The sequence below is a fragment of the Paenibacillus sp. FSL H8-0260 genome, from assembly GCF_045040625.1.
Lineage (GTDB): Bacteria > Bacillota > Bacilli > Paenibacillales > Paenibacillaceae > Paenibacillus_AQ > Paenibacillus_AQ odorifer.
The window spans coordinates 1,014,447-1,039,828 of record NZ_CP150298.1; the positions used below are offsets into that span (position 1 = coordinate 1,014,447).

Sequence of the window (25,382 nt, forward strand, 5' to 3'; positions counted from 1 at the left end):
TGAAAATGAATAGTATATACTAATTAATGACGCGGGGTGGAGCAGCCCGGTAGCTCGTCGGGCTCATAACCCGAAGGCCGCAGGTTCAAATCCTGCCCCCGCAACCAATTTACACTTATGCATTATGTCTATGGAACCGTGGTGTAGTTGGCCTAACATGCCTGCCTGTCACGCAGGAGATCGCGGGTTCGAATCCCGTCGGTTCCGCCATTTAGTTAATTATTATTGGGGATTAGCCAAGCGGTAAGGCAACGGACTTTGACTCCGTCATGCATAGGTTCAAATCCTATATCCCCAGCCATTTATGAGAGCCATTAGCTCAGTTGGTAGAGCACCTGACTTTTAATCAGGGTGTCGAAGGTTCGAGTCCTTCATGGCTCACCATTTTGTTTAAAGTGTGCGCGTGTGGCGGAATTGGCAGACGCACCAGACTTAGGATCTGGCGTTTCACGACGTGGGGGTTCGAGTCCCTTCACGCGCACCATGTTTTTGCGGACGTGGCTCAGCGGTAGAGCATCGCCTTGCCAAGGCGAGGGTCGCGGGTTCGATTCCCGTCGTCCGCTCCATATAGATTTTGCGCCCTTAGCTCAGCTGGATAGAGCGTTTGACTACGAATCAAAAGGCCGGGAGTTCGAATCTCTCAGGGCGCGCCATTTTTATTACTAAGCAGTTATAGTATTGTTAACGGGATGTAGCTCAGCTTGGTAGAGCACCTGGTTTGGGACCAGGGGGTCGCATGTTCAAATCGTGTCATCCCGATTTTATACCTTTGCGGGTGTAGTTCAATGGTAGAACTTCAGCCTTCCAAGCTGATAGCGTGGGTTCGATTCCCATCACCCGCTTATAAAGAGAAACACCTGCCGGTATTAGGCGGGTGTTTTTTTGTATAGTTAAGCACGTATGGATACAATAGGAACTAGAGATTTTATTTGAGGAGGGGCCAATGTTTGAATTTGAAGCAAGGTTAGTCAGACCAGATATGAATGGGAGTTGGACATATCTTACGGTTCCTTTTGACGCTGAACAAATATATGAAACTAAATCAAGGATACAAGTTAAAGGAAGCCTGAATGACATTCCCTATAGAGGAACACTCATGCCGCATGGTAATGGGAAACATTTTATGGTCGTGAAAAAAGAACTGCGAGACTTAGCCCATGCTCAACCTGGAGATATAGTTCGGGTGACAATGGAACAAGATCATCAATTGCGGGAGATAGAAGCTCCAGAAGATTTTCTGGACGCACTAAGCAGCAATGAGCAGGCAGAGGTATATTATAACAGCTTGGCTTATTCCTATCGGAAGGAATATGTGAGCTGGATCGAAGGGGCGAAAAGACCGGAAACCAGAGCAGCAAGGATCCAGAAGTCAGTTAATAAGCTGGAAGAAGGTTTGAGGCTTAAATAATAGAACAGCGTCCTCCTCCTTAATATCTGGAAAGGGACGCTGCTGTAGCGGGTATATAAGGGATCGTCCTTATATAAGAACGCCTACTTCACCATTATTCACGAACTTAATGCTTTCGATCTTCACCTCTAGTTGACCTGAAGGAATCGCTAGCTGACAAGTACTGCCGAGCTCAGCCAGCAGCAGCTGCATGCCTATAGGTGACAACATAGAAATCTTGTTATCGTTAGGTTCTGCTTGGTTAGGAAATACGATGGTATAGATATCTGTAGTATTATCGTCCAAGTAACGAAGCTGCAGCTGACTTCCGATAAAGACCTGTGAATTTAAATCTTCACCATTGAACTCAGTTAGTAATTGTTCCAGCTCGGAGCAATAACGGGATAACAGCGTTTCAGCGTTGCTTCTATCCTTGCTCCGTACCGGAAAGTACTGATTTAGAAATGCGATTTTTTCCTCATCAAAATAGATAAGCTGCTGAAGCAGCTGTGTCCGTGAGCCTTCATAGATAAGACTATGGTTCATAGTAGATTTCACCCCCTCTAAGTAGCACATTCCTTGTAAACCTGTTATGGTGTGTTGCCATCTTAAAATCCCTCCTATACAAATAGAGGTCCCCCAATGGAGACCTTCTGATCAGTATACCAGCTTCTATTTGTAAATCCAATCCATTTTAAAAGGGGAATTAAAACCTTCTAAATATTGTAATGAAAACCTTTGACTATTACATACTTGGGTGCTATGATAGGCTGATGCATAGGCATTTCGTAGAAAACTGCGAAATGCCTATACTGTATTTTGAAGATATTTTTACATTAATTGTTACCTGGGGAGTGATACGCCATGTACATTTCGTTGAGTTCACATATAGATTCCAGAACTATAAAATAACTACTTAATTTATTAAAGGAGGAGATCAGGATGATTCAAGTTAAAGAGTTTGTAGATGCTGATAATTCTTATGCAGAGAATAAAGCTAATGAGTTCCTGGCAGGACTACGGGAGGAACAGATTGTGAATATCTGTTACGGTTCGGTAGTTAAATCATCACGTGATGGGGCAGAGCACCAAAGAACCACTATACTGGTCGTGTATAAGACAAATGAAAGGCAATAACTGGAACACGTTTTTTTCATGTCTATCCATTGTCTCCACGCTGGGCGTTGTGATTGTCATCATTTATTATGTTTTCAGCTAATTAGCAAAAAGAGGACCTTTCCCATCTACGGGCAAAGGTCCTCTTTAGTTTATAAGTGCATTTACAATCTTACATTCCGTCTGGTACAGATAAACCCAAACCGGATGCGATACGCTGTCCCAAGTCTGGATCAGCTTTAAAGAAATGCTCAATCTGGAGACGTTTGATATCGTTACTTTCAACAGGAGTCATAGCGCCAACGATATTTTGAACTAGACGGGTACGTTCTTCTTCAGACATTAGACGGTACAAGTCACCTGATTGTGTATAGTGATCGTCACTATTGTAGGAGACACTATCCGCATAACCAGAGACTTCGAACGGCGATGTTTTATGCTGCGGTGATTCTTTAGGTCCTCCTAAGCTGTTAGGCTCGTAATAGGCACCGGAACCGCCATTGTTGCCCAAGGCCATACCACCATCACGTTGATAGTTCTTCACTTCTACTTTTGGACGGTTGATAGGTAAACTGTTATGGTTGGGACCAACCCGGTGACGGTGTGCATCACCATAAGCGAACAGACGGCCTTGTAGCAATTTATCAGGCGAAGCTTCAATACCAGGAACGAAAGAGCCGGGGGAGAATGTAACTTGTTCTACTTCAGCAAAGTAGTTCTCCGGATTGCGATCCAATACCATACGTCCAACCTCGATTAACGGATAATCTTTTTGCGACCAGACCTTTGTTACATCAAATGGATCAAAACGGTAAGTCTTCGCATCCTCGATTGGCATAATTTGCACGTAGAGCTTCCAAGCAGGGAAATCTCCTTTATCAATAGCATTAAACAAGTCCTCTGTATGATAATCCGGGTTTTCCCCAGCGATTTTGGCAGCAAGGTCTGCATCTAGATTTTTAATGCCTTGTTCTGTTTTGAAATGGTATTTCACCCAGACTGCATTGCCCTCGGCATTTACCCACTTGAAGGTATGGCTACCGAACCCATGCATATGTCTCAGCGTAGCTGGAATTCCGCGATCCGACATCAAAATCGTTACCTGATGCAGAGATTCAGGCGATAAAGACCAGAAGTCCCATACAGCATTCGGGTTCTTCAGATGTGTCTGTGGATCACGTTTCTGTGTATGAATAAAGTCCGGGAATTTAATCGCATCACGAACGAAGAATACAGGCGTATTGTTACCTACGAGATCATAGTTTCCTTCTTCAGTATAGAACTTCACGGCAAATCCACGAGGGTCGCGTACGGTATCAGCAGAACCTAATTCACCAGCTACAGTAGAAAAACGAATGAACAACGGTGTACGTTTGCCTACTTCAGACAAAAAGTTAGCTTTTGTGTATTGGGTTAGATCTTTTGTAACTTCAAAATACCCGTGAGCGCCTGCACCTTTAGCATGAACGACACGTTCAGGAACACGTTCTCTGTTAAAGTGGGCTAATTTCTCAAGCAAATGGACATCTTGCAGTAAAGTGGGACCGCGGTCACCGGCTGTCATTGAATTCTGATTGTCGCCTACTGGAGCACCCCAGCTGGTTGTAAGATTATTATTATTGGAGCTCATTAATAGAATCACCTCATGAGATTTGATTTTAGATTTAGTATAAGTTCTATATTAATGTTTTTTAGAGAAATTGCAACACTTTTTAAATAATTGACTCATTACAATATGTGGTAATCGTCAATACATCGTTGGCACATTCAGATATATATGATAGACAAAGTGATTAATTGCTTAGCAGAATTAAAAAAGAAACAGCGCATCCCTACCATCACTGAAGGGGTGCGCTGCATTTTTTGATATAGATGATATTCGGTTCTTGTACTTAGGCTTTAATGTACATTCTGTTGTAATATTCATCTAACATTCTTTTGGTGGCAAACTCCGTACGGGTGGTTTCGATACTCTTTTTCATCATTTGTACCCACTGTTCACGATTCTCGTAAAAGGTTGGGAGCACACGTTTCAATAAGGTGTTGTACAGTGCATCACTATCATGCTTATCCAGAACCTCAAAGTCTGTAGTTTCGAAGCCGTCTCCAATCTGCCAGCCATTCTCGCCATCGATGCAGGCTTCCGGCCACCAGCCATCCAGAATAGAACAGTTCAATACACCGTTCATAGCTGCTTTCATCCCGGAGGTGCCGCTGGCTTCCAATGGTCTGCGTGGATTGTTGAGCCAAATATCAGCACCGCGCGTCAGCTGGGCACCAATCGTCATATCGTAATTCTCGAGGAACACAACACTCTTTGGATACTTTTTCATCATCGCTACTAGGTTACTGACGATTTTTTTACCGTTATCATCGAGTGGGTGCGCTTTGCCGGAGAATACAATTTGTATCTTTCCAGACTCCAGATAAGGTTCGATAATTTCTGGCTGCGAGAAGATCAGGTCGCTTCGTTTATATGGAGCTGCTCTGCGTGAGAAGCCGATGAGTAAATTGTCAGCATTTAAGCTAATGCCGGAACGTTCTTTGATGAACTGGATCAGTTCGCCCTTGATCTCTTTATGCACTGCCCATAAGTCTCCATCCTGTTCGTAGGCTTGCGTCATTCTATCATCTACCCAGGTAGGAGTATGGATGGCATTAGTAATGCCTATAATTTCTGATCTTCCGGCTACTTCCTTCCACATTTTATTAGCCGTATCGGCGTGTAGCTGGGCTACTGCGTTGGAAATACGTGATAGTCTTAGACCTGCAACCGTCATATTAAATGGCTCGCCGCCGATCCGCTCCATCTGGTCACGGGTTAAGCCGTTGAACGCACTCATATACTCAAGTCGGTCGAGAGGATGGGTTTCGTTGCCTTCTTTGATTGGTGTGTGGGTAGTGAATACGACTTCTTCGCGAGTGGCTTTCCACGCTTCTTCGAAGGTATGGCCTCCGGACATTTTTTCACGGATTAGTTCGATAGCCGCTAGAGCCGCATGACCCTCATTGAAGTGATAGACATCAATAGGGATTTGCAGCGCACGCATAGCTTTGACTCCACCAATCCCAAGCACGATCTCTTGTGCGATCCGTTCTTCGCCGAACCAGCCGTACAATTGGCCTGTGATCCAGGCATCATTATTCTCGGGAATATCCGTATCCAGTAAATACAATGTGCTGTTGCCAAAATAATCAGTTTTCCATACTTTGCATACTACATCGGTTTTTCGGACTTTAACAGTTACCTTAACCCCTGTATCTTCAAGAAACTCATAAACATAATTGTGATAGGAGTCGTACGGATTGCCATTGGCATCAATCTTTTGGTCCGTGTAACCTTGTTTCCACTTCAGCCCAATAGGGATGATAGGGGCGTTGATATCTTTTGCACCCTTGATGTAGTCTCCGGCAAGAATGCCCAGACCTCCGGCATACATTTTGAAATCGGAATGCAGCCCGTACTCCATACTAAAATAAGCGACTGACGGTAATTTTTGTTCGTTCACTTGATAAGCCTCCTAATCACGGATTAGATTAAATTGCAGTGAAGCTGCGGGCATTATCTTAGGTGCAAACGTTTGCTCAAAATAGTGCAGGCAATCATTGTGGAAGCGATTGCACCACTATTCTAGCACACTCGATGAATAAAAGCATAACGTCAATTTGGTGAAAACAACCATTTTGAATCCAATTGAGCGGAATTGATTGATAAAGTGGACAGAAGCCCCTAAGATAAAGAGATTGAAGAAATAATTAATGGTGGTGTCTAAGTTGGATATAGTTGTGATTGGAAGCTTGAATATGGATATGGTGGTACGTACAAACCGGTCACCAAATGCAGGAGAAACCCTGATTGGACAAGCCTTTGCTCTATCTCCTGGCGGAAAAGGGGCAAATCAGGCCGTTGCCGCAGCACGTCTGGGTGCAGAGGTTAGTATGATCGGAAGAGTTGGAAAAGATACCTTTGGTAGCGAAATGCTGGAGATTATCAGGAATGAAGGCATTCATATAGAGCATATTTCTGTAAGTGAACATGAGGCAACAGGAGTCGCCTCAATCGTTATTGAAGAAGATGGAGAAAATCGGATTATCGTGGTACCTGGAGCGAATATTGAGCTTACGGTAGAGGATATTCAGGCATTGGAGGCTGTGATTAGCCAGGCTAAGATCATTGTGCTGCAGCTTGAAATGGATCTGGCGATGAGTGAGCAGGCGATTGCGATTGCCCATCGTAAGGGGATTCCGGTCATCCTTAATCCTGCACCAGCTAGAGTGCTAAAGGATGAGATGCTGGCTCAGGTATCTTACCTGACACCTAATGAGACGGAAGCCGGGATTTTGTCCGGAATGACTGTGGATAGCGCAGAGACTGCTGAGCAGGCAGCCCGTATTTTGCTGCAAAAAGGAGTACAGAACGTAATTGTAACCTTGGGTTCAAAAGGTGCCCTGATTGTGAATGCTGAAGGTGCCAAGGCTGTTCCAGGCTTCCCGGTAAAGGCGGTAGATACAGTTGCTGCCGGTGACTCATTTAATGGCGCATTAGCCCAGCAGCTGGTCTTAGGGAAGACCTTGGAGGAAGCCGTGAGCTTCGCTAATGCTGTAGGTGCATTGGCTGTAGGGAAAGAAGGGGCGATCCCTTCATTGCCGCAGTTGTCCGAGGTCGAGCAGTTTCTAAAACGTAAATCGCTGTAGAATAGACAGTACAGGATATTCAAGATCTATACTAGATGAGATAGGATAAGGAGCTTAAATAATGAGCAGAACAGTAACCGTTAAAAATGTGATCATCGGCGAAGGAATCCCTAAGATATGTGTTCCGCTAATTGGAGCGACCTTGTCTGAGCTGAAGCAGGAAGCGGAAGCGCTGAAAGTACTGCAACCTGATTTGGTGGAGTGGCGGACGGATTTTTTTGCTGAAGTGGAAGACGTTGCAGCTGTAAAGAACGCACTAAGCGAAATCTGTTCTGTGATTCCAGATCTGCCGCTGATTTTTACTTTTCGGAGTGCAAAAGAAGGCGGAGAGAAGCAAGTCAGCACGGAATATTACACAGCACTGAATAAAGCTGCTGCCGAGAGCGGTCTAGTAGATATAATAGATGTTGAACTATTTAATGATGAGCAGGATGTAAAGCTACTGATCGAAGCTGCTCATGTTCATAACGTGTCTGTCATTATTTCAAATCATGATTTTCAGGGTACACCTCCTAAAGAGGAGATCATCTCACGGTTATGCAAGGCGCAGGAGCTTGGCGGGGATTTGCCCAAAATTGCCGTTATGCCCCAAGATGCAGGCGATGTGTTAACTTTGCTGGAAGCTACACATATCATGAAGGAAAAATATGCAGACCGTCCGATTATAACGATGTCTATGGCGGGAGCCGGGGTGATCAGCCGTTTGGCAGGTGAAGTTTTTGGTTCAGCGCTTACCTTCGGAGCTGCACATAAACCTTCTGCACCTGGCCAGGTAGCTGTCGCTGAGCTTCGGAATACATTGTCGCTGCTGCACCGCAGTCTGTGATTTCTGCTGATTGCTATTGCCTCAAAAAAAAGGCATCCGGAGTATCCGGATGCCTTTTTCTATTTTAAAATATTGTTCGTGCGCTTACGCATTTTTTCCCGTATATACATGTACGGCATCTCTTAGAAACGCAGCGAGTCCAGGGCGGCGTTTGTCATAGTATTCGGTAAAACGTTCATCATCAACATACAATTGTGCAACACCAGCATGAGCTTCTTTGGAATAGGAATTCCAGTAGAAGGAGAGCCACTCACGGTGTAGGTCTGCACTTTTTTGCGCTAATACACTGGCAGGGTCTCCATGCTCCATTGCTTGCAAGAGTGTTTCGAACATCTCTTCCTCAAGCTGTTGTATAGCGGCATATTGTTCTTCTGTCATTCCTTTAAGCTTTTGGTTGGATTGATTAATGGTGTCATCTCCGTATTTCTCCCTTATTTCTTGGCCATATTTCTTTTCGTTGTCATCTACCAGCTTTTGTTTAAAGCCTTCGAATTTTTCAGTATCACTCATGCTAATTCTCCCTTCTTTTTGAGCCAGCGTCTTTTCGACGTTAGCGATTAATAGATCTAATTGCTGTCTTTTTTCCAGTAGCTTGTCATGATGCTCCCGCAGCGCTTTGGCTCCGTCGAATGAGGGCTCTGTCATAATAGCCTTGATACGTTCCAGACTTAAGCCAAGCTCCCGATAAAATAAAATTTGCTGTAGTAGATCTACTTCGGTACGGCCATAGATACGATACCCCGAAGAGTTGATTCTCGCCGGCTTAAGAATGCCAAACTCATCGTAGTAGCGCAGGGTCCGTGTGCTGATTCCAGCTAACTCTGCGAGCTTCTGCACTGTGTATTCCGTAGTATCACCTCCTACAAATCAAATGTACACCTTTACGTAACGTGAAGGTCAAATGGTTTTTTTAGCATATCCAAAACAGCGGCAGCTACCCTCTGAATGATCATGGGGAAGTCTGCCGCTGCTATGAATAAGTCTATAATGTTGAGCTATGTTGAGCTTTGCTGCTTGAATTTATTTATGGCCCATCTGTGCTGTGAAATAATTGTGCAATTCCTCCAGCTTACGAGGGTCCGCAAGGGTTGCTTTGTCTGAGAAGTAGTGTTCAACGACAAGGTCCCAGGTAGGTACAATTTTTTGTGAGGTCATAGCCTTTATGGCTACCTTAACTGTTTTGCGTTCTTTGGCATTGGAGAAGGTATCTACGTAATGCTGTGAACGCTCAAAATCCAGATCCTTAAACACGGCGCGGAAGATCTCTGACGTCATCCGTGCATCATCCAGCGCCCGGTGTGCAGATCCAGTAGGCTCAAGCTCAAACAATGCCATCGCGCTTTCCACGCTGACATCATTGCTAAGACCACGCGCACGAAGAACTCCTTTGAGCAAATCGAAATACGTAGCGGACATCCAGTAGGATTCGTCCATCTTGTGCATGCGCACATCCTGAATGATTCGCTTCATGTCTTCGCCACCCCAGGTAAGCAGCAGAACTCCGTCTGTACTTAGATCAAGCCACTCTCTAAAAGCAGTGATGACTTTGGGGAAGCGGGCGGCAATGTCGATTTCCTCTTGAGGGATACCCGTTTTTTTCTTAATAAAGGAATTTAGGGTGGAGAAATATATAGGTTTGATCAAGGAAGAAAATTCATCCTTATACTGCAGTGAAGAGTCTAACCGGACGGCTCCAATCTCAATGACCTCCATAGGGTGCTCGCTGGCAAACTTACGGCCGTTGAATTCGATGTCCAGAATAATATAATCCACAGGTACTTGCCTCCGTTTCCATGACTGACGCTGTAGTGCTTAATACGTCGACTTCTCTATTTTAACAAAAAAAGTGATGTAATGGGGAATATGGAGACAAGCTAATATTTGCACAAAAAAATGAACCAGCACAACATCTGCGTACTGGTTCATTTAATCACTATTAAAATTTAATCCTATAAAAGATTAATGTCCTGAATCGGCAGCAGGTTCAGGCATATGAATCGGCTGTTCATTTATAACGGATCCGTCATCAAGACGAAGCCAGGTATTGAAGTCTTGAGTGCCTTTGACCAGCTCGATGACGCGTGCTCCCCGCATAAAGCCTTCTTTTCCATAAGTATTGTAGCCGGTAGCACGGCCATAAGAAAGACGTATGCCATACAGGTTGCCGCTAAAATCGTTGATATGGTCATGTCCGCAGAAGGTGCCAAGCACATCACCCATTTCCAGCAAAGCTGAGAATAAGCCCGAGTTCACCTCAGGTGAGCATACACGCTCAAACTTATGCCCATGACAGACTTGTGTAGACCAGACATCCCGATATTCGGGAATTGGAATATGGAAGAAAGCCAAGGCAGGCAGCCTGTTCTCAGCAGTCTTCGGATTCAGCCGCGCAGATTCAGCCGTCAGCCAGTTGATCTGATTCCGCCCAATCCAATTGTAGCCCGGGATATCCTCATACTCGGAGTAGCCGCCAGAGTCCAGAAAATACAAAATAGCAGCCGAGTCGTCCTCCTGATCTTTAATTTCAAGAGTGTAATTGCCCGAGCCTTCCAGCTCTTCTGGACCGGATTCGGTCAGGCAGTGGGGATGTTCCAGGGCAATTTGCATCAGTTCACTCTTTGAAATCAGAGTTTCTGTGTCATGGTTGCCGAATACAAAGGTCCAAGGAATGCCGGATCTCTCCACGGCAGCGACAGCTTCACGAAAAGCTTGTGCGGGGTGCTCGCATGCCTTGTTTCCCGGTGATACAGGACCCGTGTAAATAAGATCTCCCGTGAAAACCACAAGATCAGGTTGTTCCGCATCCAGAATGCGTTCCATCAGTGCCTCGGTAAGCTGATCCTCAGCTCTTCCATCCATCCAGTGCAGATCTGTAAATTGTACGATTTTAAAAGTGCCATCTTGCTGAAATGATAAACTGTGTCTCATTAGAATAATCTCCCTTACTATCGAATATTGAATAGCAAGCTGTGGAGGCGCCAACCCCTCATTGCGCCAAGAGGGCAATAAGGGCTGACGTCGTTAGAAGCATAGCTATACGCAGGTCAGCCGATCCAGATCCGCTGAGTGCAATGATCTCCAGAGTTTCTACCGATCATAATATCATATTCCCCAGGCTCGAAGACCAACTGATCGTCTTTTCCGTAGAACATTAACATTTCTCTGGTGATTTCGAAGGAAACCACCTGTTTCTCATGCGGTGCGAGTGTAATCTGCTGGAAGCCTTTCAGTTCCTTGACCGGGCGCACGACACTTGCGCTGACGTCGTGGATGTAGAGCTGAACGGTTTCCTTGCCGGCGATGTCCGAAGTATTCTCAACTTCAATGGAGGCAACAACCCGATCCGCAGCTTCAACATTGAAGCTGTTGTAAGCAAACTTGGAATAGCTCAGGCCATAACCAAAACAGAACAGCGGGTCATTCGGGCAGTCCAGATAACGGGTCACATAACGCACATTAGGATACATAGGATCATAAGGACGTCCCGTTTGATAAGCATTGTAGTAGACAGGAATTTGCCCAACCGAGTAGGGGAAGCTCATCGATAAACGTCCGGAAGGATTATAATCTCCGAACAGCACATCGGCCAGCGAATTTCCTGACTCTGTACCCAGAAACCAAGCCTGCAGCAGAGCGTCGCTGGCATCAAGAACGGGTTTCAGCTCCAGTGGTCTGCCGCTGAATACAATGGTGACGACCTTTTTTCCGGTATCCTTCAGACGCCAGATCAGCTTCTCCTGATTGGCCGATAGGCGGAGATTGGATTTGCTTCCTCCTTCCCCGGTATCCTGCTGATTCTCACCGACAGCGGCGAGAATTACATCACAATCCTTCAGCGCCTGGTAGGCGTCTTCAATTTCATCCTCCACATCAAAAATACCCTCAAGCATGCTTCCGAGCTCACCAGTCATGGCCGTAAAAATATTTTCGGCAGATGTTTTTTGCGAAAGGCCGGTGTAGAGTGATACAGCCGGATCTTTTTCTGTCCCGGCCCAACCGCCCAGCACATGAATGGAGGTGGCGAAAGGACCAGCCAGACCAATCTTCATGCCACGTTTAAGGGGCAAAGCATCATTGTCGTTTTTGAGCAGTACAACTGAGCTAGCTCCAAGCTCCCGTGCGGCCTGCAGATGCTCCGCGCTAGGTTTCGGAGCCTCATCCACCAGCGGATCTGCATCCTTAAATGGATTATCGAACAAGCCAAGCGCGTCCTTGAGCTCAAGCACCCGGATAACAGCTTCATCGATCAAGGCGATATCAAGCTTTCCTTCCTCGACCAGAGCAGCGCCGTGGTTTAGATAGTGAGTGGACATCATCTCAATATCCAGCCCAGCAGCCAGACTTTTCTCGGCTGCCTCACGGCCATCTATCGCGGCGCCATGGGGAATCAGCTCATTAACGGAATTGAAATCGGCGATGGTAACGCCGTTGAAGCCCCATTCTTCCCGTAAAATCCCGCGAAGAAGTTCGGAATTACCACTTGCCGGGATACGGTCAATGGTATTAAATGCGGCCATCACCATGGCCACACCAGCATCTACGGCAGCCTTATAGGCTGGCAGGTAGAACTCACGCAATACGCCGGAAGACATATCCACCGTGTTGTATTCCCGTCCGCCTTCGGGAGCACCGTAACCAGCGAAATGCTTCACACAGGCAGCGATGCGTCCTTTTTCTTTTAGGTCTTTGCCCTGATACCCCCGCACCATACTTTCGGTGACACGGGCATTCAGATAGGGATCCTCACCAGATGTCTCCATGACGCGTCCCCAGCGCGGGTCGCGTACGAGATCAGTCATGGGCGAGAAGGTGACGTGAATGCCGGCAGCCGCACTCTCCTTGGCGGCGATTTCAGCAAACCTTTCACAGGCTTCAAGGTCAAAGCTGCTGCCCATGGCCAGCGGAATCGGGAGGATGGTCCGGTAGCCGTGAATGACATCCGCCATGAAGAGCAGAGGAATCTTTTGTCGGCTGGTTTGCAAATGTCGGGTCTGTTGCTCGATTACATTCCGGGCTCCAATACCATTCAGAACACTTCCGATGCTCTCCATTACCTGCGGCTTAATATTCAGTTCCTTAAATGGACCAGTTAAATCCACGGTATCGTCCAAACCCCAATAGTGAGGACCTAGCTGGGTTAATTGGGCCAGCTTTTCGTCCAGGGTCATATCGTTCACAAGATCTTGGATAAACGTTTTAGTCATGGTTAACTCCTTCCTCGTGAGCGCATTGAAAGTTAGTTTGTTAAATAGATGTGTAGTTCCCCGCCGGGCAGCGTAAGCATGATTTTATTAGCAAAACTTACGTTAGATAGGCGACTAAGGATGGGAGTGAACCGTTTACTCTCCTGGCACACAGCTCCGAGATGCGGAATGGGCCTGAGCTATGATCAGGTTCATTTGTTGTGAAAATCATAGCATTTCTCTCTTCGGATACAGGGCTGAGGCATAAATTAAATCAGAAGAGGATTGCATCATTAAGATGTTACATATGGAGACTGACATGTCTATGAAAGAAAAGTATAAAAACGTTTCCACAAACGATACACCTCGATATTAGTCTGAACACCAAAAAAAGTCAATCGCCTTTAGAAAAACAGCTAATTTATATTTTTTTACGTGAAATATGTAACTTTAGTACTTGTAATTCAAAAATAAAATGAATTGACAGCGCATACATTTTGGGAGTATGCTTCTCACACAGAGAGTTTTACAGAAACACTGGAAACGTTTCTACAACGCTCGATACACTTTTTTATGAAGGTTGGGCAAACTGTTTTTATTCTGGCTGCTGGACAAGAAAGGAAGGTAATTTATGCATGTGACTGAATGCATCTTTCAAATTGGAGGTGGGCACTTTGGCGAGACTGAAGCTTGTGGGTGGAAACATTGTCCGGGAAGTCATTAAGAACAAAGTTCTTTTTCTAATGTTGCTGCCTGTAATCGTATATTTCGTTATCTTTCACTATGCTGTAATGCCTGGAGCTTACGTCGCATTTGTAGATTACAAGCTCAATAAGGGGATTTTTGGAAGTAACTTTATCGGCCTTAAGAACTTTGAGTTTCTGGTTCAAAATGGGGATCTATGGAATATTACCAAGAATACGCTGCTCTATAATATCGTCTTTCTGGCTTTAGGTAATATCATTCAAATAGTATTTGCCATTATGTTGTCTGAGATCTCAGGCAAGTGGTTCAAAAAAATATCACAATCCGTTATCCTGTTACCGAATTTCATCTCCATGGTTATCGTCGGTGTGTTTGCCTACAATATATTCAATTTCAATTCCGGGTTTATCAATACGATGTTAACTGGAATGGGGCTAGACCGTTACGAGTTCTATTCCGATCCGGGCATCTGGAAATATATTATTGTGGCTTTCAAGATCTGGGCGGGTACCGGATATGGAATGATTGTTTATCTGGCAACGATCACAGGGATTAATCATGATCTGTACGAGGCTGCTTATATGGATGGAGCGACTACCTGGCAGCGAATCCGTTATATGACCTTGCCGATTCTGAAGCCAACCTTTATTCTGCTTCTACTGTTCGGTATGGGTGGAATTCTCAAGGGATCCTTTGACCTTTTCTATAATCTGATCGGTACGAACTCTGTACTGTATCCGCAGACAGATATCATCGATACCTATGTCTTCCGTTCACTGGTGGGACAATTCAACTTCTCTATGGGTGCCGCAGTGGGCTTCTACCAATCCTTATTCGGTCTGATCCTGGTGCTTGTAGTTAACTTTATTGTACGCAAGGTAGAACCGGACAGCGCTTTGTTCTAAGACTAGACACGAAACAGGGGTGATAAATATGGAAAAGAGTACAATCAAACAGGATTCCGGAAGCATTCTCATAAAAGCAGTCAGTTATATCTGTATCGCTATCTTTGCGCTATTCTGTTTATTTCCCTTCGCGTTGATGATCTCCTCATCGTTCATGAACGAGCAGGAAATTGTTCGTGAAGGCTACAAGCTGCTGCCGAAGGCATTTTCCTTTAAGGCTTACGAGATGCTATTCAACAACTCTACTCAGCTGGTGAATGCTTATCAGGTAACTATCTTCATCACCGTAGTGGGTACGGTACTCGGACTGTTTATGATGTCGATGGCCGGATTCGTGCTCAACCGTAAGGATTTCAAGTACCGCAACTTCTTTTCCTTCTTGATTTACTTTACAACACTATTCAGTGGCGGCTTGATTCCGACATACATCCTGATGGTTAAGCACCTGCATATGAAGGACAACTTATTCGCCATGATTCTTCCGGGTGTAGTTGGTGCATGGTCCATCTTCCTGATGCGTAATTTCATGAAGGCGATTCCGGATTCCTTATATGAATCCGCTACCATTGACGGTGCTGGCGACTTTCGCATCTATTGGCGGATATTTATTCCGCTGGCGGTTCCATCCTTGGCTACTATTGGGCTTTTCTCAGCACTCGGCTTTTGGAATGAGTGGTATAACGGGATGTTGTATATTGACAGTCCGACGAAATATCCGCTCCAATACTTTTTGCAGCGAATGGTCAATCAGACGAACTTAGGAGCGCTAATCAACTCGGGAGCGGTCATCAATACTGCTGATCTTCCGACGCAATCCATCAAGATGGCTACAGCTGTGCTGGCCACTGGACCGATTATTCTCCTGTATCCATTTGTACAGCGTTATTTCGTAACAGGCCTCACCATCGGGGCTGTAAAGGGTTAATGGACGCAATCTTCTTTTCGAAGAGCGTTTATTATAAATGAAAGTTTCATAAATAGAAGAGAAAAGGGAGGCTTACCTAAATGAAAGGTAAAAAGATCGCGTCTTCTTTAATTGCTGTCCTCATGCTTACTGGAGCACTGACAGCCTGCACATCCAAGAACAACAATGAGCCGAGTAATGATCCGGCAGCCACGAAAGCTCCAGAGGCATCAGCCAATGCAGGCGGAGTGGATACTTCCAAGGAAGCTAAGCTGGTGTACTACCTGTGGGGCAGCGAAGGAGTTAAAAATAAAGAAATCCTCGCTGAGATTAACAAGAAGCTCAAAGCTGATCTAAACGCTACGATTGAAGTGAAGTATATTGACTGGCCGGATATCGCTACTAAGTACCCGCTGCTATTTGCTTCAGGCGAAGAATTTGATATGTCGCATGCATCTCCCGGAGCTCCGGTGTCTTATTTCACATTGGCTAGTGAAGGCGCTCTAGTGGACCTTACAGATATGCTGGATAAAGTTGCTCCTAAGCTAAAAGCGGAAATCCCGGAAAGTGTGTGGGAGAATACAAAATACAAAGGCAAAATTTACGGTGTACCAAGTCTTTATAGCGAATACACACCTGCCGGTTATGCCTATCGTTCTGACTTGCTGAAGAAATATGGAATGGACAAAATCACTTCCATTGATGATATGGTTAAATACATGGATAATGTGGTTGCTAATGAGTCCTTCCCACCAATTAACGGCAAGGCAGAAGATGCAGCCAATATGTTCAGAATGCTCGTAGATACTACAGGGATGTGGCTTAACGCTCCTGGTATATCTTTGAATGAGCTGAATCTTGTGACCAAAAGTCCAGAGGACTACAAGACCGTCTTCCATCCAGCTTTCACTCAGGAATTTGAAGATTGGGCTGTGAAGATGCGTGAATGGGCGGATAAGGGTTACTGGAGTAAAGATGTGCTGTCTGCAACCCTAGGCAGCAAGGATAACTTCAGAGCAGCTAACTCCGCAGGTTATTTGACTCATGCTCAGGACTGGATCGGCCAATACGGTGCGGATTTGAAGGCGCAACCGGAATCAGATCCTTACTTCTTTACTTTTGCGGAAGCTAATAAGAAGATCAAACGTAAGATGGGCGTTGACAACTCGACTGTAATCAGCACGAACTCAGCTAATCCAGAGCGCGCTCTGATGGTGATCGAGAAGTTCATGACCGATGAAAGCTACTACAACCTCATCCAAAACGGTATTGAAGGCAAACAATATGTGATGGAAAATGGTGTTAAAAAGCAGCCTGCAGGCTTCAACGATAAAACGGACGGCGGAGGTTTCGCTGCTTGGTCACTTCGTAATGACAAATTCGTAGTTCCTACGGATACAGAAAACCCAATCCGTAACTCCTTATTCGCAGAATGGGATAAAGTGGCTATCGATGATCCTTACAATGGCTTCAGCTTTGATCCAACCAATGTTACAACTGAAATTGCTTCGATTTCCAACGTGAATTCACAGCTCGGTATTCAATTGATGCTTGGTAAAACAAGCAAAGATCCAAAAGCAGCTGTTGCGGAGTACCGTGATCAGCTGAAAAAAGCAGGAGTTGACAAGGTCATTGCCGAAGTAGAGAAGCAATTGGCTGCGTTTGTTCCTGTCAACTAAAGAAAGTTAAGGGGTGTAAGGGAGCTATAATTCGATATAGCTCCTTTACCCATAAATGGGGGAGTAAAGTGGATGTAAATATCAAGGATATCGCGCGGATTTCCGGTGTGGGCATCTCGACGGTCTCCAGGGTAATCAATAACAAGGGACCGGTGAGCAAGTCTACACGTGAGAAAGTGATGAGTGTGGTTAAGGAATACAATTATATTCCCAATTCCAACGCGCGGAATTTGAAAACTACACAATCTAAGAACATTGCACTTATGGTCAAGGGGATTACCAATCCTTTTTTCTCTAATATGATCAGAGAAATTGAACGGCAGGTCAATCTGCGGGGCTACCCGTTTCTTATCCAGCAAGTAGAGGATGGGACCGATGAAATCAATGCTGCAATTCAACTGGTGAAGGAGAAAAATCTGTGCGGGATTATCTTCATGGGTGGAACCTATGATCATTCTGAAGAGAAGTTCAAACAGCTGACGGTTCCGTTTGTGCTGACAACGATCACCTCAACGCAGGAAGTGAACCCGCTTATTTTTTCCAGCGTTATTATCAATGAAACGAAGGAAGCCTATAAGGCTACCAATTATTTGATCTCATTAGGTCATACGAATATCGGCTTTTTAGCCAAGTCTCCATTATTGGATGAAACCACGGGCAACCGGCGGTATTTAGGCTACAAAAAAGCACTCGAAGAGCAGGGTCTGCCCTATGATTCAGGGTTGGTTGAGGATTGTGAATACAGTCCCAGCTCGGGATTTAATGCTGCGCGGAGACTGCTCAACAAGAATAAGGGAATTACAGCTATATTTGCCGCTTCCGACACGATTGCCATCGGTGCTGCCAAAGCGGTGCTTACCGCGGGGTTATCTATCCCTGATGATATTTCGATCATTGGCTTTGACGGGATCGAGATGGCTGAATATTATCATCCTTCTCTTGATACAATCAGCCAGCCGGGTACGGAAATGGCCTTATCCAGTGTAGGTGTTCTGTTTGATCTCATTTCCGGACGTTCAAACCATCAGCATATTGTCTATGATGCGGTATTGCTCAAGCGTGGTTCCTGCAAGATGATTAAACCTCGTTAAGATCACACTATAAACCTTTATTGGAGTGGAACCGAAATGCAAGATACACTGAGAATAGGTACGATTGTACGTGGTGGAGAAGCCGTTAAGGTCATTCCACAAATTGTGGGGCATGGATTTGAATCATTTAATCTGAACTTTTGGCAGACCACCGGCGAAACCGATTTGATAGAAACGGCTGCACGACTGAGGGAGTTAGCTGCTGAACATGATTTTGTCATCTCTTCTGTGGGCATCTATGGCAATCCGCTCGCAGGCAGCGGCGACAATGCCGACACGTTGGCAAGCTGGGAGCGGCTGATTGATCATGCACATTTATTTGGCACAGATATTATAGGCGGATTCACCGGCCGATTGCCAGGTTTGTCCATTGATGAGTCCATCCCGAAGTTTACAGAGGTGTTCGGAGAACTGGCGAAGAGAGCGGCAGATCGTGGCCTGCGGATTGCTTTTGAGAATTGCGCTATGGGCGGAAACTGGCAGAGCGGAGAGTGGAACATCGCTCACAATCCTTCGGCCTGGGAGAAGATGTTCAATGCCGTTCCGGCGGATAATCTGGGATTGGAATGGGAGCCTTGCCACCAGATGATCGCATTGATTGATCCGCTTCCGCAGCTGCGCAAATGGATGGATAAAGTATTCCATGTGCATGGCAAGGATGCGACCATCGCTTGGGACATCGTTAAGGAATACGGTATTCATGGCCCCAAACCTTATGTATGGGACCGAACCGCTGGCTTCGGGGATACCAATTGGGTAGATGTAATCACCATCCTGCGCCAAGCGGGTTATAAAGGTACGATTGATATCGAAGGCTGGCATGATCCAGTGTATCGTGATGAGCTGGAAATGACCGGCCAGGTGCATGCATTGAATTACTTGAAATATTGCCGTGGTGGCAGCTTTGTGCCTAATCCGGTTTAAATGGTGCCGTATGAAAACAACCCAAAAATGACCTCGAAATCCACAGTGAAGTGGAGGATGAGGTCATTTTTTATAGTTAATCCTGATTTAATCCTGAATCAGATATCCTTGTCCCAGCTGTATTTCTTTGAAGCCAGCCAAATGGCGGGCTTGAAAGCGGATAGGGGTGCTGCCGCCAACCATAATGATATTTTGGATATCGGCAGCCCCTTCTGAAGGCAGGGAAAAGGCTCTGATATAGGCGTACTCTTCGGCTAGCGTCGTATAAATCGCGTTGATCAGCGGGTCATGTTCACCTTTTCCCATTAGATTCATGAGAATATATCCGCTTGTGTTCAACTTCGAACGGGTAATACTGAAAAATTCACGGGAGATCAAATGCCTTGGTGTACCAGCGGCAGTAAAGGCATCCAAAATGATGTAATCATATACCTGCGGGTCTTCGCCTTCAAGGATCTGACGTCCGTCACCGATCACTACGTTATCTTGACTATATCCAAAGCAGCGGCGGCTTAATTCGACTACTTGTTTGTCTAGCTCGGCTACTTTAAATCTTTTGTCCGGAAAATGTCCGGCAATTGTTCCAATTCCATGCCCAATAAGAAAAACATCCTCAAAAGAGGGGAGGTTGAACTCCATGAAGTGAATGATGGCCCGCGGATATTCAAAGAGAATCCGTTGCGGGTCATTAAGATCCATCGCACCTTGAGTGGCATGATTCGAGAACTGCATAACACGGAAGGAGCCTTTTTCACCATATAGTTCTGTTGTGTCGTAGACGGTTATTTCATGATTTTCGCTATTTCTTTGAAGCTCTGAATGCAAGTGATCAATCTCCTTATACAATACTAATTCGTTTATATTCATTGGGTGTAACCCCGACAACACGTTTAAAAAGCTTGTTGAAGTAGGCAGGATCGCCATATCCAACCTCTGCCCCAATCTCGTGAACCTTCAGGTCGGGAGCATTCTTGAGCAGATGTTTGGCTTTGCGCAGCCGAATTTCCGTGATGTAGTCCGTCAGTGTAAGTCCGGTCTCTTGCTTGAACAGCTTGCTTAAATAGCTTGGAGTCAAAAAAACCATATTTGCCAAAGTGTTCAGATCCGCATGCTGATTATAGTTAGCGGATATCCAGCGTTTTATGGTTTCTATGGCTGTGCCGGACATCTCCAGACGATGGGTTCTGATTTCGGTCAGAATGTTTGTGAAATGAGCGGTAAACATCTCCTCAATGTCGCAAAAGCTCATGCTGGACGCAATTCTGTCATCCAACCTGAGGTCGGGAGCACTTTTATTGCGGGCCTCGAATTCTTGCAGTTCCTTTTGTGCAGTTTCTTCAACCCATCGACAGACCCGGAGAATTTGGTCAGGACCGGCTTGTTGTGCTTTCAGCACTGAGAACAGGTCATGAATCCATTCTAAGACGCCTGTCACATTCAGAATCTGCAGGTTATGGATCAGCGGTTCTCTAATTGTATTAAAGTGATCCAGGAGGTTCATCTCCGGCTGTTGAATATTCTGAATATTCGCGTAATGTACAGGCTCCGGATTATATATGCCCATGTTGCAGGCTTGTTTAGCATCTAGGTATGCCTGTCTAAGCTTGGATACCTCATTATAACAACCGCTGGTACCTACATGTAGGATCTTTCCGTGTGCAGATATCCGCATAATGTCACCGATATCTTTTAAATCGTTGTCTGACAGCGGCTCAGCAGAATATACAATCCAGACGTAGAGTCCTTTTTGAATCTCCAAGCTGTCGAAGCTCAACGCCTTCTCTTGCCGCAGACTGTCTGCGCAGGAGCAGACGGTTTCTCTGGCGCTCCCTTTGAGGACAAAGACCGAGAAATAAGGCTGGGGCAAGGTAAGGCTGGATAATAGGAGAGGGGAAGAGGGCTCTTCGATATGTAAGACTGTCAATAAAAGCCCGGAACGGTGGCGTTCTTCCTTGTCGCGCGCGAGCTGCCGTTCTTTGTCTAGCCGATAAAGCAGCTCGAACAGCTGCTCTTTATTAATTGGTTTTAATAAATAGTCTACAGCTGAGCTGCGGATGGCTTCTCGGGCATAATTAAATTCAACAAATCCACTCATTAGAATAGAGTAGATCTGCGGATGGGTGGCTTTTAACTGTTTAATCAGCTCCAAGCCATTGATTTGCGGCATACGAATATCTGTAATCACAACATCAAGTTGAAGTGTGCTTAACTTATCTAATAGATGTTTTCCGTCGGAGTAGGTGCCGATGACCAGAAATTCGGCGCTTTCTTTACTGATCATTCGGGCCAGTCCTTCGCGGATTAAGATCTCATCATCCACAATCGCAATACGCAGCAATCTGAGCAGCCCCTCTCCTAAATAAATTCATCTTCACTGTATTTAGCGTTAATATCCGCAATGCGCAGGGTAACACGAGTGCCGATTCCAAGCTCACTCTCAACAAGCAGACCAAACGAACTGCCGTAATGCAGGCGAATTCTTTCATTTACATTTCGTAGTCCAATCCCGAACCTTTCATTGTCCGTTCCAGTCTGCAGACTATTGTTTAAGGAACGAAGGGTGGTTTCATCCATACCGATCCCATCATCTTCTACACAGAATACGGCATCTCCATGCTCGCTCCATGCGGTGATGCTCAAGGTGCCCAGTCCTACCTTTTGATCCAAACCGTGAAAGACAGCATTTTCTACGACCGGTTGAAAGACAAGCTTAATAACAGGAAGATGAAGGAATTCGTCCGGCACGTCGATGTTAAGTCTGAACTTGTCTGGGAATCGGATTTCCAGCAGCTGATAATAATTTCTCACATGATCCAGCTCTTGTCTAATTGTAACAGCCTCTTCGTTTCGGACAATGCTGTAACGCATTTGAAGCCCAAGTAAATAGGTTAGCTTCGCCACACGTGGATCATCATTGCTCTCTGCAAGCATGCGGATGGATTCCAGCGTATTATAAATAAAATGGGGATTAATCTGGTTTTGAAGCGCCCGCATATCAGCCTTTTGCTTCCGTTTCTCCGTGATGGACACTTCTTGTAACAGATCTTTGATCCTTATGATCATCCGATTAAAATGACTGCCCAGCATCCCAATCTCATCATTATATTTGGAATGCTGCCAGACATCCAGATTACCATGCTGCACCCGTTTCATTAAGCGGACCAAGGATTTAAGGGGTTTGGTCAGGGCATGGGAAATTATAGTCGCAACAAAAAGTGCAAAAGCAATGATAATCAGTGTGGTCAAGATAAGCGTATTACGATTCTTTTGTACAGGGGACAGGATACGTGTTAAAGGAATCGTAACCATAGTGGTCCACCCGGTCTGTTTCGAGACGGTATACACTGCAAGATAAGACTGGCCATTCAAGTCTATTTGAAAATGATCCTGCTGCTGATTTACTTGCTGCAGCAACAGCTTTGTATTCAGAGTTTGTGTATCGGCAGCCAGATTCGGAACCGCGGAATCTTCACTGGCATAAATCAGATCTCCATTGTTATCTACAATGAACGTGTTTCCTTGCGTAACTGCATTTACGGGATCGATAATGCCCTTAAACAGATTGATGTCTACATCGAAAACGAGAATTCCTATATTCTGCAATGTGCTTACAGAGTTAATCGTACGCAGAACACTAAAGACCTCTTTATGGACATTCGAGTTGGTGCGGATCGTATGTCTGCCCTGAATGACAGGCGCTGCTCCGGCATCTTCACTCATGGTTCTCCATTTGGCTAATCGTTCCTCTGGATACAGTTCATTAATTCCAGCGTCTTTATCATAAAAGACAGAACCGTACTGATCCACCAAATACACGGCAATGATCTCTTCCTTAGTATGATTCAAATAGCTAAGGAACATCGCCATGCCCGTATTTTTTTCCCAGTCGGTATTTTGCTGTGTCAGGTAGACTTGCACATCGGTGTTATACAGCGGCAGGGCTGTATATCTTTTGAGGTCGGCAATATATCGGTCGATGGTATCTGAAGCATTCGATGTCATTTGACCCGCACCGTCAGTCGCATTCACAAGAACCGAGTTGAACATGGAGCGGGACGATAGATAACTTACATAAGTAATCGGCAGAGAGATCAGAAAGACAAAGATAACAATCAGCTTGCGCTCCATCGGTAGATTGGCAAGGAACAACCACATTTTGCGTAAAGTTAACCGGATGTATGATAGCATTTGCGTTGTTCCTTTCCTGTAATAAGCTACCTACCTTATTTGACCGCTCCACTGGTTACGCCTTCAAAGATGTAACGCTGCAGGAAGAAATATAGAATTACTGTTGGCAGCAGGATAAGCAGAATAGCCGCACAGATTAAATTCCATTCCCCCGAATTGACTCCTTGAAAACGCATTAGGATCGTCGTAACTACACCAAGGCTTTGTTTCGGCATGTAGAGGTAAGGGATGTACATGTCATTGTAAATGCTAATGGTTTTCAGAATAATCAAAGTAGCCGTAGCTGGCGTAAGTAAAGGGAAAATAATCGACCGATAGATTCTGAACAGAGAGGCACCTTCTACCATCGCACTTTCATCGAGATCCACGGGAATATTACGGATAAATTGCAGATATAAAATAATTTGAATTACATCCGCTCCAATATAAAGCACGATCGGGGCGCCAAGTGTATTGTAAAGCCCCATGCTTTTGATGATACCAAAAGTCGCCACTTGTGTCGTGATACTAGGAATAATGGTGGCTACTAGATATGCACCAAAGACTACGGGTTTCAATTTGAAAGAGAAGCGTCCCAATACAAATGCTACCATAGTGCCGAACAGGATGTTCAGAATTAAAGTAATAGCTATAATGATTAACACATTACCAAATCCGTTAAGTAGACCCCCGCGCTGGAAAACGGCAGTGAAATTATCGAAATTCAAAAAGCTTTTTGGCAGTGCCATGGAGCTGCTGCTGTTAAATTCGTCAGTGGATTTAAAGGCATTGACGATGACCACATACGGAGGAAAGAGTACAACAAATACGCCGATAAGCAGCGAGAAGTATTTAATAACATCTGTGAAGCGAAATTTGGAGTATGTCATATCTATTTGTCCCCTCCCCGGCTTAGAACTAGTTGCTGTACTAACAGTACGACGACGACAAAGAAGAGCAAGATAATACTCATGGCAGAAGCGAGGCCGTAATTATTGTAAGCAAATGCAGTATCTACAACTTTTTGTACGTATGTTTCGCTGGCGCCTGCGGGGCCGCCCTTGGTCAACACGAAGGGGAGATCGAATACTTCCAGTGCCCCTGTGACGGTAAGAAATAAGTTAAGCTGGATGACTGGCTTCATATTCGGTAAAGTAATTCTCCAAAGTGTTTGAAAAGGTCCGGCACCATCGATCTTTGAGGCCTCATAGATATCGTTTGGAATGGCCTGTAAGGAGGCGATGTAGATTACCATGTTATAACCCATGAAACGCCAAAATCCTGTGGACGCCAGAGAATAGTTAACCAGTCCTTCTGTTCCAAGCCAACTGGTCTGTCCTAGTCCGGTAAGACCAATGCTATTCAGGAACATATTCAGAGAGCCATTGGTGGTGTCAAAGACATAACCAAACATAAAGGCGACGGCGACACCGTTCATAATGTAAGGGAGGAACAGTAAGATTCGAAATGCATTTTTTCCTTTTAACTTACTATTGAGCACAATCGCAAAATAAATAGCGACGATATTCTGGAGAATTCCCATCGCGAAATAAGCAAAGTTATGGGTAAATACCTTGAAAATATCGGGGTTGGAGAAGACTTCGCGGTAATTATCGAGACCGACCCAAGGCTTCTCAGGGCTATAGCCATCCCAGTTCGTAAAGCTGTAATAAATCAGCTTGAGTGCCGGATAATACGTGAATGTTGCGAGCAGCAACAAAGGAATCGTGAGGAAGGATACAATGATAATCGTCTTCTGTTTGTTATAGGAAAGTGTTCCGAACATCGCTAGCCCTTCTT

The 25,382-nt window shown here is 45.2% G+C and carries 21 protein-coding genes and 9 tRNA genes; 18 read left to right on the forward strand and 12 right to left on the reverse strand.

Features of this window, described 5'->3' with window-relative positions; genetic code table 11:
* Positions 1-30 precede the first annotated feature (30 nt).
* The 10 genes from MHI51_RS04340 (at position 31) to MHI51_RS04385 (ending at position 1,408) form a co-directional block, all read left to right on the forward strand.
* Positions 31-107 (forward strand) — tRNA-Met (locus MHI51_RS04340).
* Between the two features lie 25 nt (positions 108-132).
* Positions 133-210: transfer RNA gene (locus MHI51_RS04345), tRNA-Asp, on the forward strand.
* A gap of 16 nt (positions 211-226) precedes the next feature.
* A tRNA-Gln gene (locus tag MHI51_RS04350) sits at positions 227-301 on the forward strand.
* A gap of 7 nt (positions 302-308) precedes the next feature.
* Positions 309-384 (forward strand) — tRNA-Lys (locus tag MHI51_RS04355).
* Between the two features lie 15 nt (positions 385-399).
* Positions 400-484: transfer RNA gene (locus MHI51_RS04360), tRNA-Leu, on the forward strand.
* A gap of 7 nt (positions 485-491) precedes the next feature.
* Positions 492-566: transfer RNA gene (locus MHI51_RS04365), tRNA-Gly, on the forward strand.
* A gap of 10 nt (positions 567-576) precedes the next feature.
* Positions 577-653: transfer RNA gene (locus MHI51_RS04370), tRNA-Arg, on the forward strand.
* A 32-nt stretch (positions 654-685) separates the two neighbouring features.
* Positions 686-759 (forward strand) — tRNA-Pro (locus MHI51_RS04375).
* A gap of 12 nt (positions 760-771) precedes the next feature.
* Positions 772-842 (forward strand) — tRNA-Gly (locus MHI51_RS04380).
* 101 nt (positions 843-943) lie between these two features.
* Entirely contained in the window at positions 944-1,408 is a 465-nt protein-coding gene (locus tag MHI51_RS04385) for a YdeI/OmpD-associated family protein (protein ID WP_076219780.1), read from the forward strand.
* 69 nt (positions 1,409-1,477) lie between these two features.
* Here the strand turns inward: MHI51_RS04385 and MHI51_RS04390 are convergent, their stop codons facing one another.
* Positions 1,478-1,933: a GreA/GreB family elongation factor gene (locus MHI51_RS04390; protein WP_036686880.1), complete on the reverse strand. Its 456-nt coding sequence runs from the start codon at positions 1,931-1,933 to the stop codon at positions 1,478-1,480.
* Positions 1,934-2,329: 396 nt separating this feature from the next.
* On the opposite strand from MHI51_RS04390, the gene MHI51_RS04395 reads away from it, so the two are divergent.
* On the forward strand, positions 2,330-2,524 hold the full coding sequence (locus tag MHI51_RS04395; protein ID WP_036686883.1) for a sporulation protein Cse60: 195 nt from the start codon (positions 2,330-2,332) through the stop codon (positions 2,522-2,524).
* A gap of 151 nt (positions 2,525-2,675) precedes the next feature.
* Here the strand turns inward: MHI51_RS04395 and katA are convergent, their stop codons facing one another.
* Both katA and glgP read right to left on the reverse strand, forming a co-directional pair.
* Positions 2,676-4,133 carry a catalase KatA gene (katA, locus tag MHI51_RS04400; protein ID WP_405173625.1) on the reverse strand — a complete coding sequence of 486 codons (1,458 nt, stop codon included), beginning with the start codon at positions 4,131-4,133 and terminating at the stop codon, positions 2,676-2,678.
* Positions 4,134-4,395: 262 nt separating this feature from the next.
* The gene (gene glgP / locus MHI51_RS04405) at positions 4,396-6,012 is read right to left on the reverse strand and encodes an alpha-glucan family phosphorylase (protein WP_076219778.1); all 1,617 of its coding nucleotides are present in this window, start codon (positions 6,010-6,012) and stop codon (positions 4,396-4,398) included.
* 256 nt (positions 6,013-6,268) lie between these two features.
* Here glgP and rbsK point away from each other — a divergent pair, with 256 nt between their 5' ends.
* Positions 6,269-7,198, forward strand: a complete 930-nt coding sequence (gene rbsK / locus MHI51_RS04410; RefSeq protein ID WP_218641460.1) for a ribokinase — start codon at positions 6,269-6,271, stop codon at positions 7,196-7,198.
* 61 nt (positions 7,199-7,259) lie between these two features.
* Entirely contained in the window at positions 7,260-8,024 is a 765-nt protein-coding gene (gene aroD, locus MHI51_RS04415; RefSeq protein WP_076276801.1) for a type I 3-dehydroquinate dehydratase, read from the forward strand.
* 84 nt (positions 8,025-8,108) lie between these two features.
* On the opposite strand, the gene MHI51_RS04420 is transcribed toward aroD, so the two are convergent.
* The 4 genes from MHI51_RS04420 to bglX all read right to left on the reverse strand — a co-directional run bounded on the left by MHI51_RS04420 (position 8,109) and on the right by bglX (position 13,228).
* A complete protein-coding gene (locus tag MHI51_RS04420; protein ID WP_076219776.1) occupies positions 8,109-8,861 on the reverse strand; it encodes a MerR family transcriptional regulator in 753 nt (250 codons plus the stop codon).
* A 183-nt stretch (positions 8,862-9,044) separates the two neighbouring features.
* Complete coding sequence (locus MHI51_RS04425; RefSeq protein WP_036686897.1) at positions 9,045-9,797, reverse strand: 3'-5' exonuclease; 753 nt, start codon at positions 9,795-9,797, stop codon at positions 9,045-9,047.
* Positions 9,798-9,983: 186 nt separating this feature from the next.
* Positions 9,984-10,952, reverse strand: coding sequence for a metallophosphoesterase family protein (locus MHI51_RS04430; protein ID WP_076219775.1), 969 nt, complete (start codon positions 10,950-10,952; stop codon positions 9,984-9,986).
* Positions 10,953-11,068: 116 nt separating this feature from the next.
* Positions 11,069-13,228 (reverse strand): beta-glucosidase BglX, encoded by a 2,160-nt coding sequence (gene bglX, locus MHI51_RS04435; RefSeq protein ID WP_405173626.1) that lies wholly within the window; start codon positions 13,226-13,228, stop codon positions 11,069-11,071.
* A gap of 644 nt (positions 13,229-13,872) precedes the next feature.
* Here bglX and MHI51_RS04440 point away from each other — a divergent pair.
* From MHI51_RS04440 to MHI51_RS04460, 5 genes are all read left to right on the forward strand, one after another.
* Positions 13,873-14,817 carry a sugar ABC transporter permease gene (locus MHI51_RS04440; protein WP_305953532.1) on the forward strand — a complete coding sequence of 315 codons (945 nt, stop codon included), beginning with the start codon at positions 13,873-13,875 and terminating at the stop codon, positions 14,815-14,817.
* Between the two features lie 28 nt (positions 14,818-14,845).
* On the forward strand, positions 14,846-15,742 hold the full coding sequence (locus MHI51_RS04445) for a carbohydrate ABC transporter permease (RefSeq protein WP_076220416.1): 897 nt from the start codon (positions 14,846-14,848) through the stop codon (positions 15,740-15,742).
* An 80-nt stretch (positions 15,743-15,822) separates the two neighbouring features.
* Positions 15,823-17,400, forward strand: coding sequence for a DUF3502 domain-containing protein (locus tag MHI51_RS04450; RefSeq protein WP_076105428.1), 1,578 nt, complete (start codon positions 15,823-15,825; stop codon positions 17,398-17,400).
* 68 nt (positions 17,401-17,468) lie between these two features.
* The gene (locus MHI51_RS04455; protein ID WP_036686912.1) at positions 17,469-18,491 is read left to right on the forward strand and encodes a LacI family DNA-binding transcriptional regulator; all 1,023 of its coding nucleotides are present in this window, start codon (positions 17,469-17,471) and stop codon (positions 18,489-18,491) included.
* 36 nt (positions 18,492-18,527) lie between these two features.
* Positions 18,528-19,415: a sugar phosphate isomerase/epimerase family protein gene (locus MHI51_RS04460; protein WP_342410430.1), complete on the forward strand. Its 888-nt coding sequence runs from the start codon at positions 18,528-18,530 to the stop codon at positions 19,413-19,415.
* Positions 19,416-19,502: 87 nt separating this feature from the next.
* On the opposite strand, the gene MHI51_RS04465 is transcribed toward MHI51_RS04460, so the two are convergent.
* The 5 genes from MHI51_RS04465 to MHI51_RS04485 are packed head-to-tail and all read right to left on the reverse strand — an operon-like array spanning position 19,503 to position 25,368.
* The gene (locus MHI51_RS04465; protein ID WP_081387489.1) at positions 19,503-20,282 is read right to left on the reverse strand and encodes a spermidine synthase; all 780 of its coding nucleotides are present in this window, start codon (positions 20,280-20,282) and stop codon (positions 19,503-19,505) included.
* Positions 20,254-21,753: a response regulator gene (locus tag MHI51_RS04470; protein ID WP_076220070.1), complete on the reverse strand. Its 1,500-nt coding sequence runs from the start codon at positions 21,751-21,753 to the stop codon at positions 20,254-20,256. Before MHI51_RS04470 ends, MHI51_RS04465 begins: the two co-directional genes overlap by 29 nt.
* 17 nt (positions 21,754-21,770) lie before the next feature.
* Positions 21,771-23,603, reverse strand: coding sequence for a sensor histidine kinase (locus MHI51_RS04475; RefSeq protein ID WP_076220069.1), 1,833 nt, complete (start codon positions 23,601-23,603; stop codon positions 21,771-21,773).
* Between the two features lie 35 nt (positions 23,604-23,638).
* Positions 23,639-24,472: a carbohydrate ABC transporter permease gene (locus MHI51_RS04480; RefSeq protein WP_076130664.1), complete on the reverse strand. Its 834-nt coding sequence runs from the start codon at positions 24,470-24,472 to the stop codon at positions 23,639-23,641.
* Positions 24,473-24,474: 2 nt separating this feature from the next.
* Positions 24,475-25,368 (reverse strand): carbohydrate ABC transporter permease, encoded by an 894-nt coding sequence (locus MHI51_RS04485; protein WP_076220068.1) that lies wholly within the window; start codon positions 25,366-25,368, stop codon positions 24,475-24,477.
* Between the last annotated feature and the right edge of the window lie 14 nt (positions 25,369-25,382).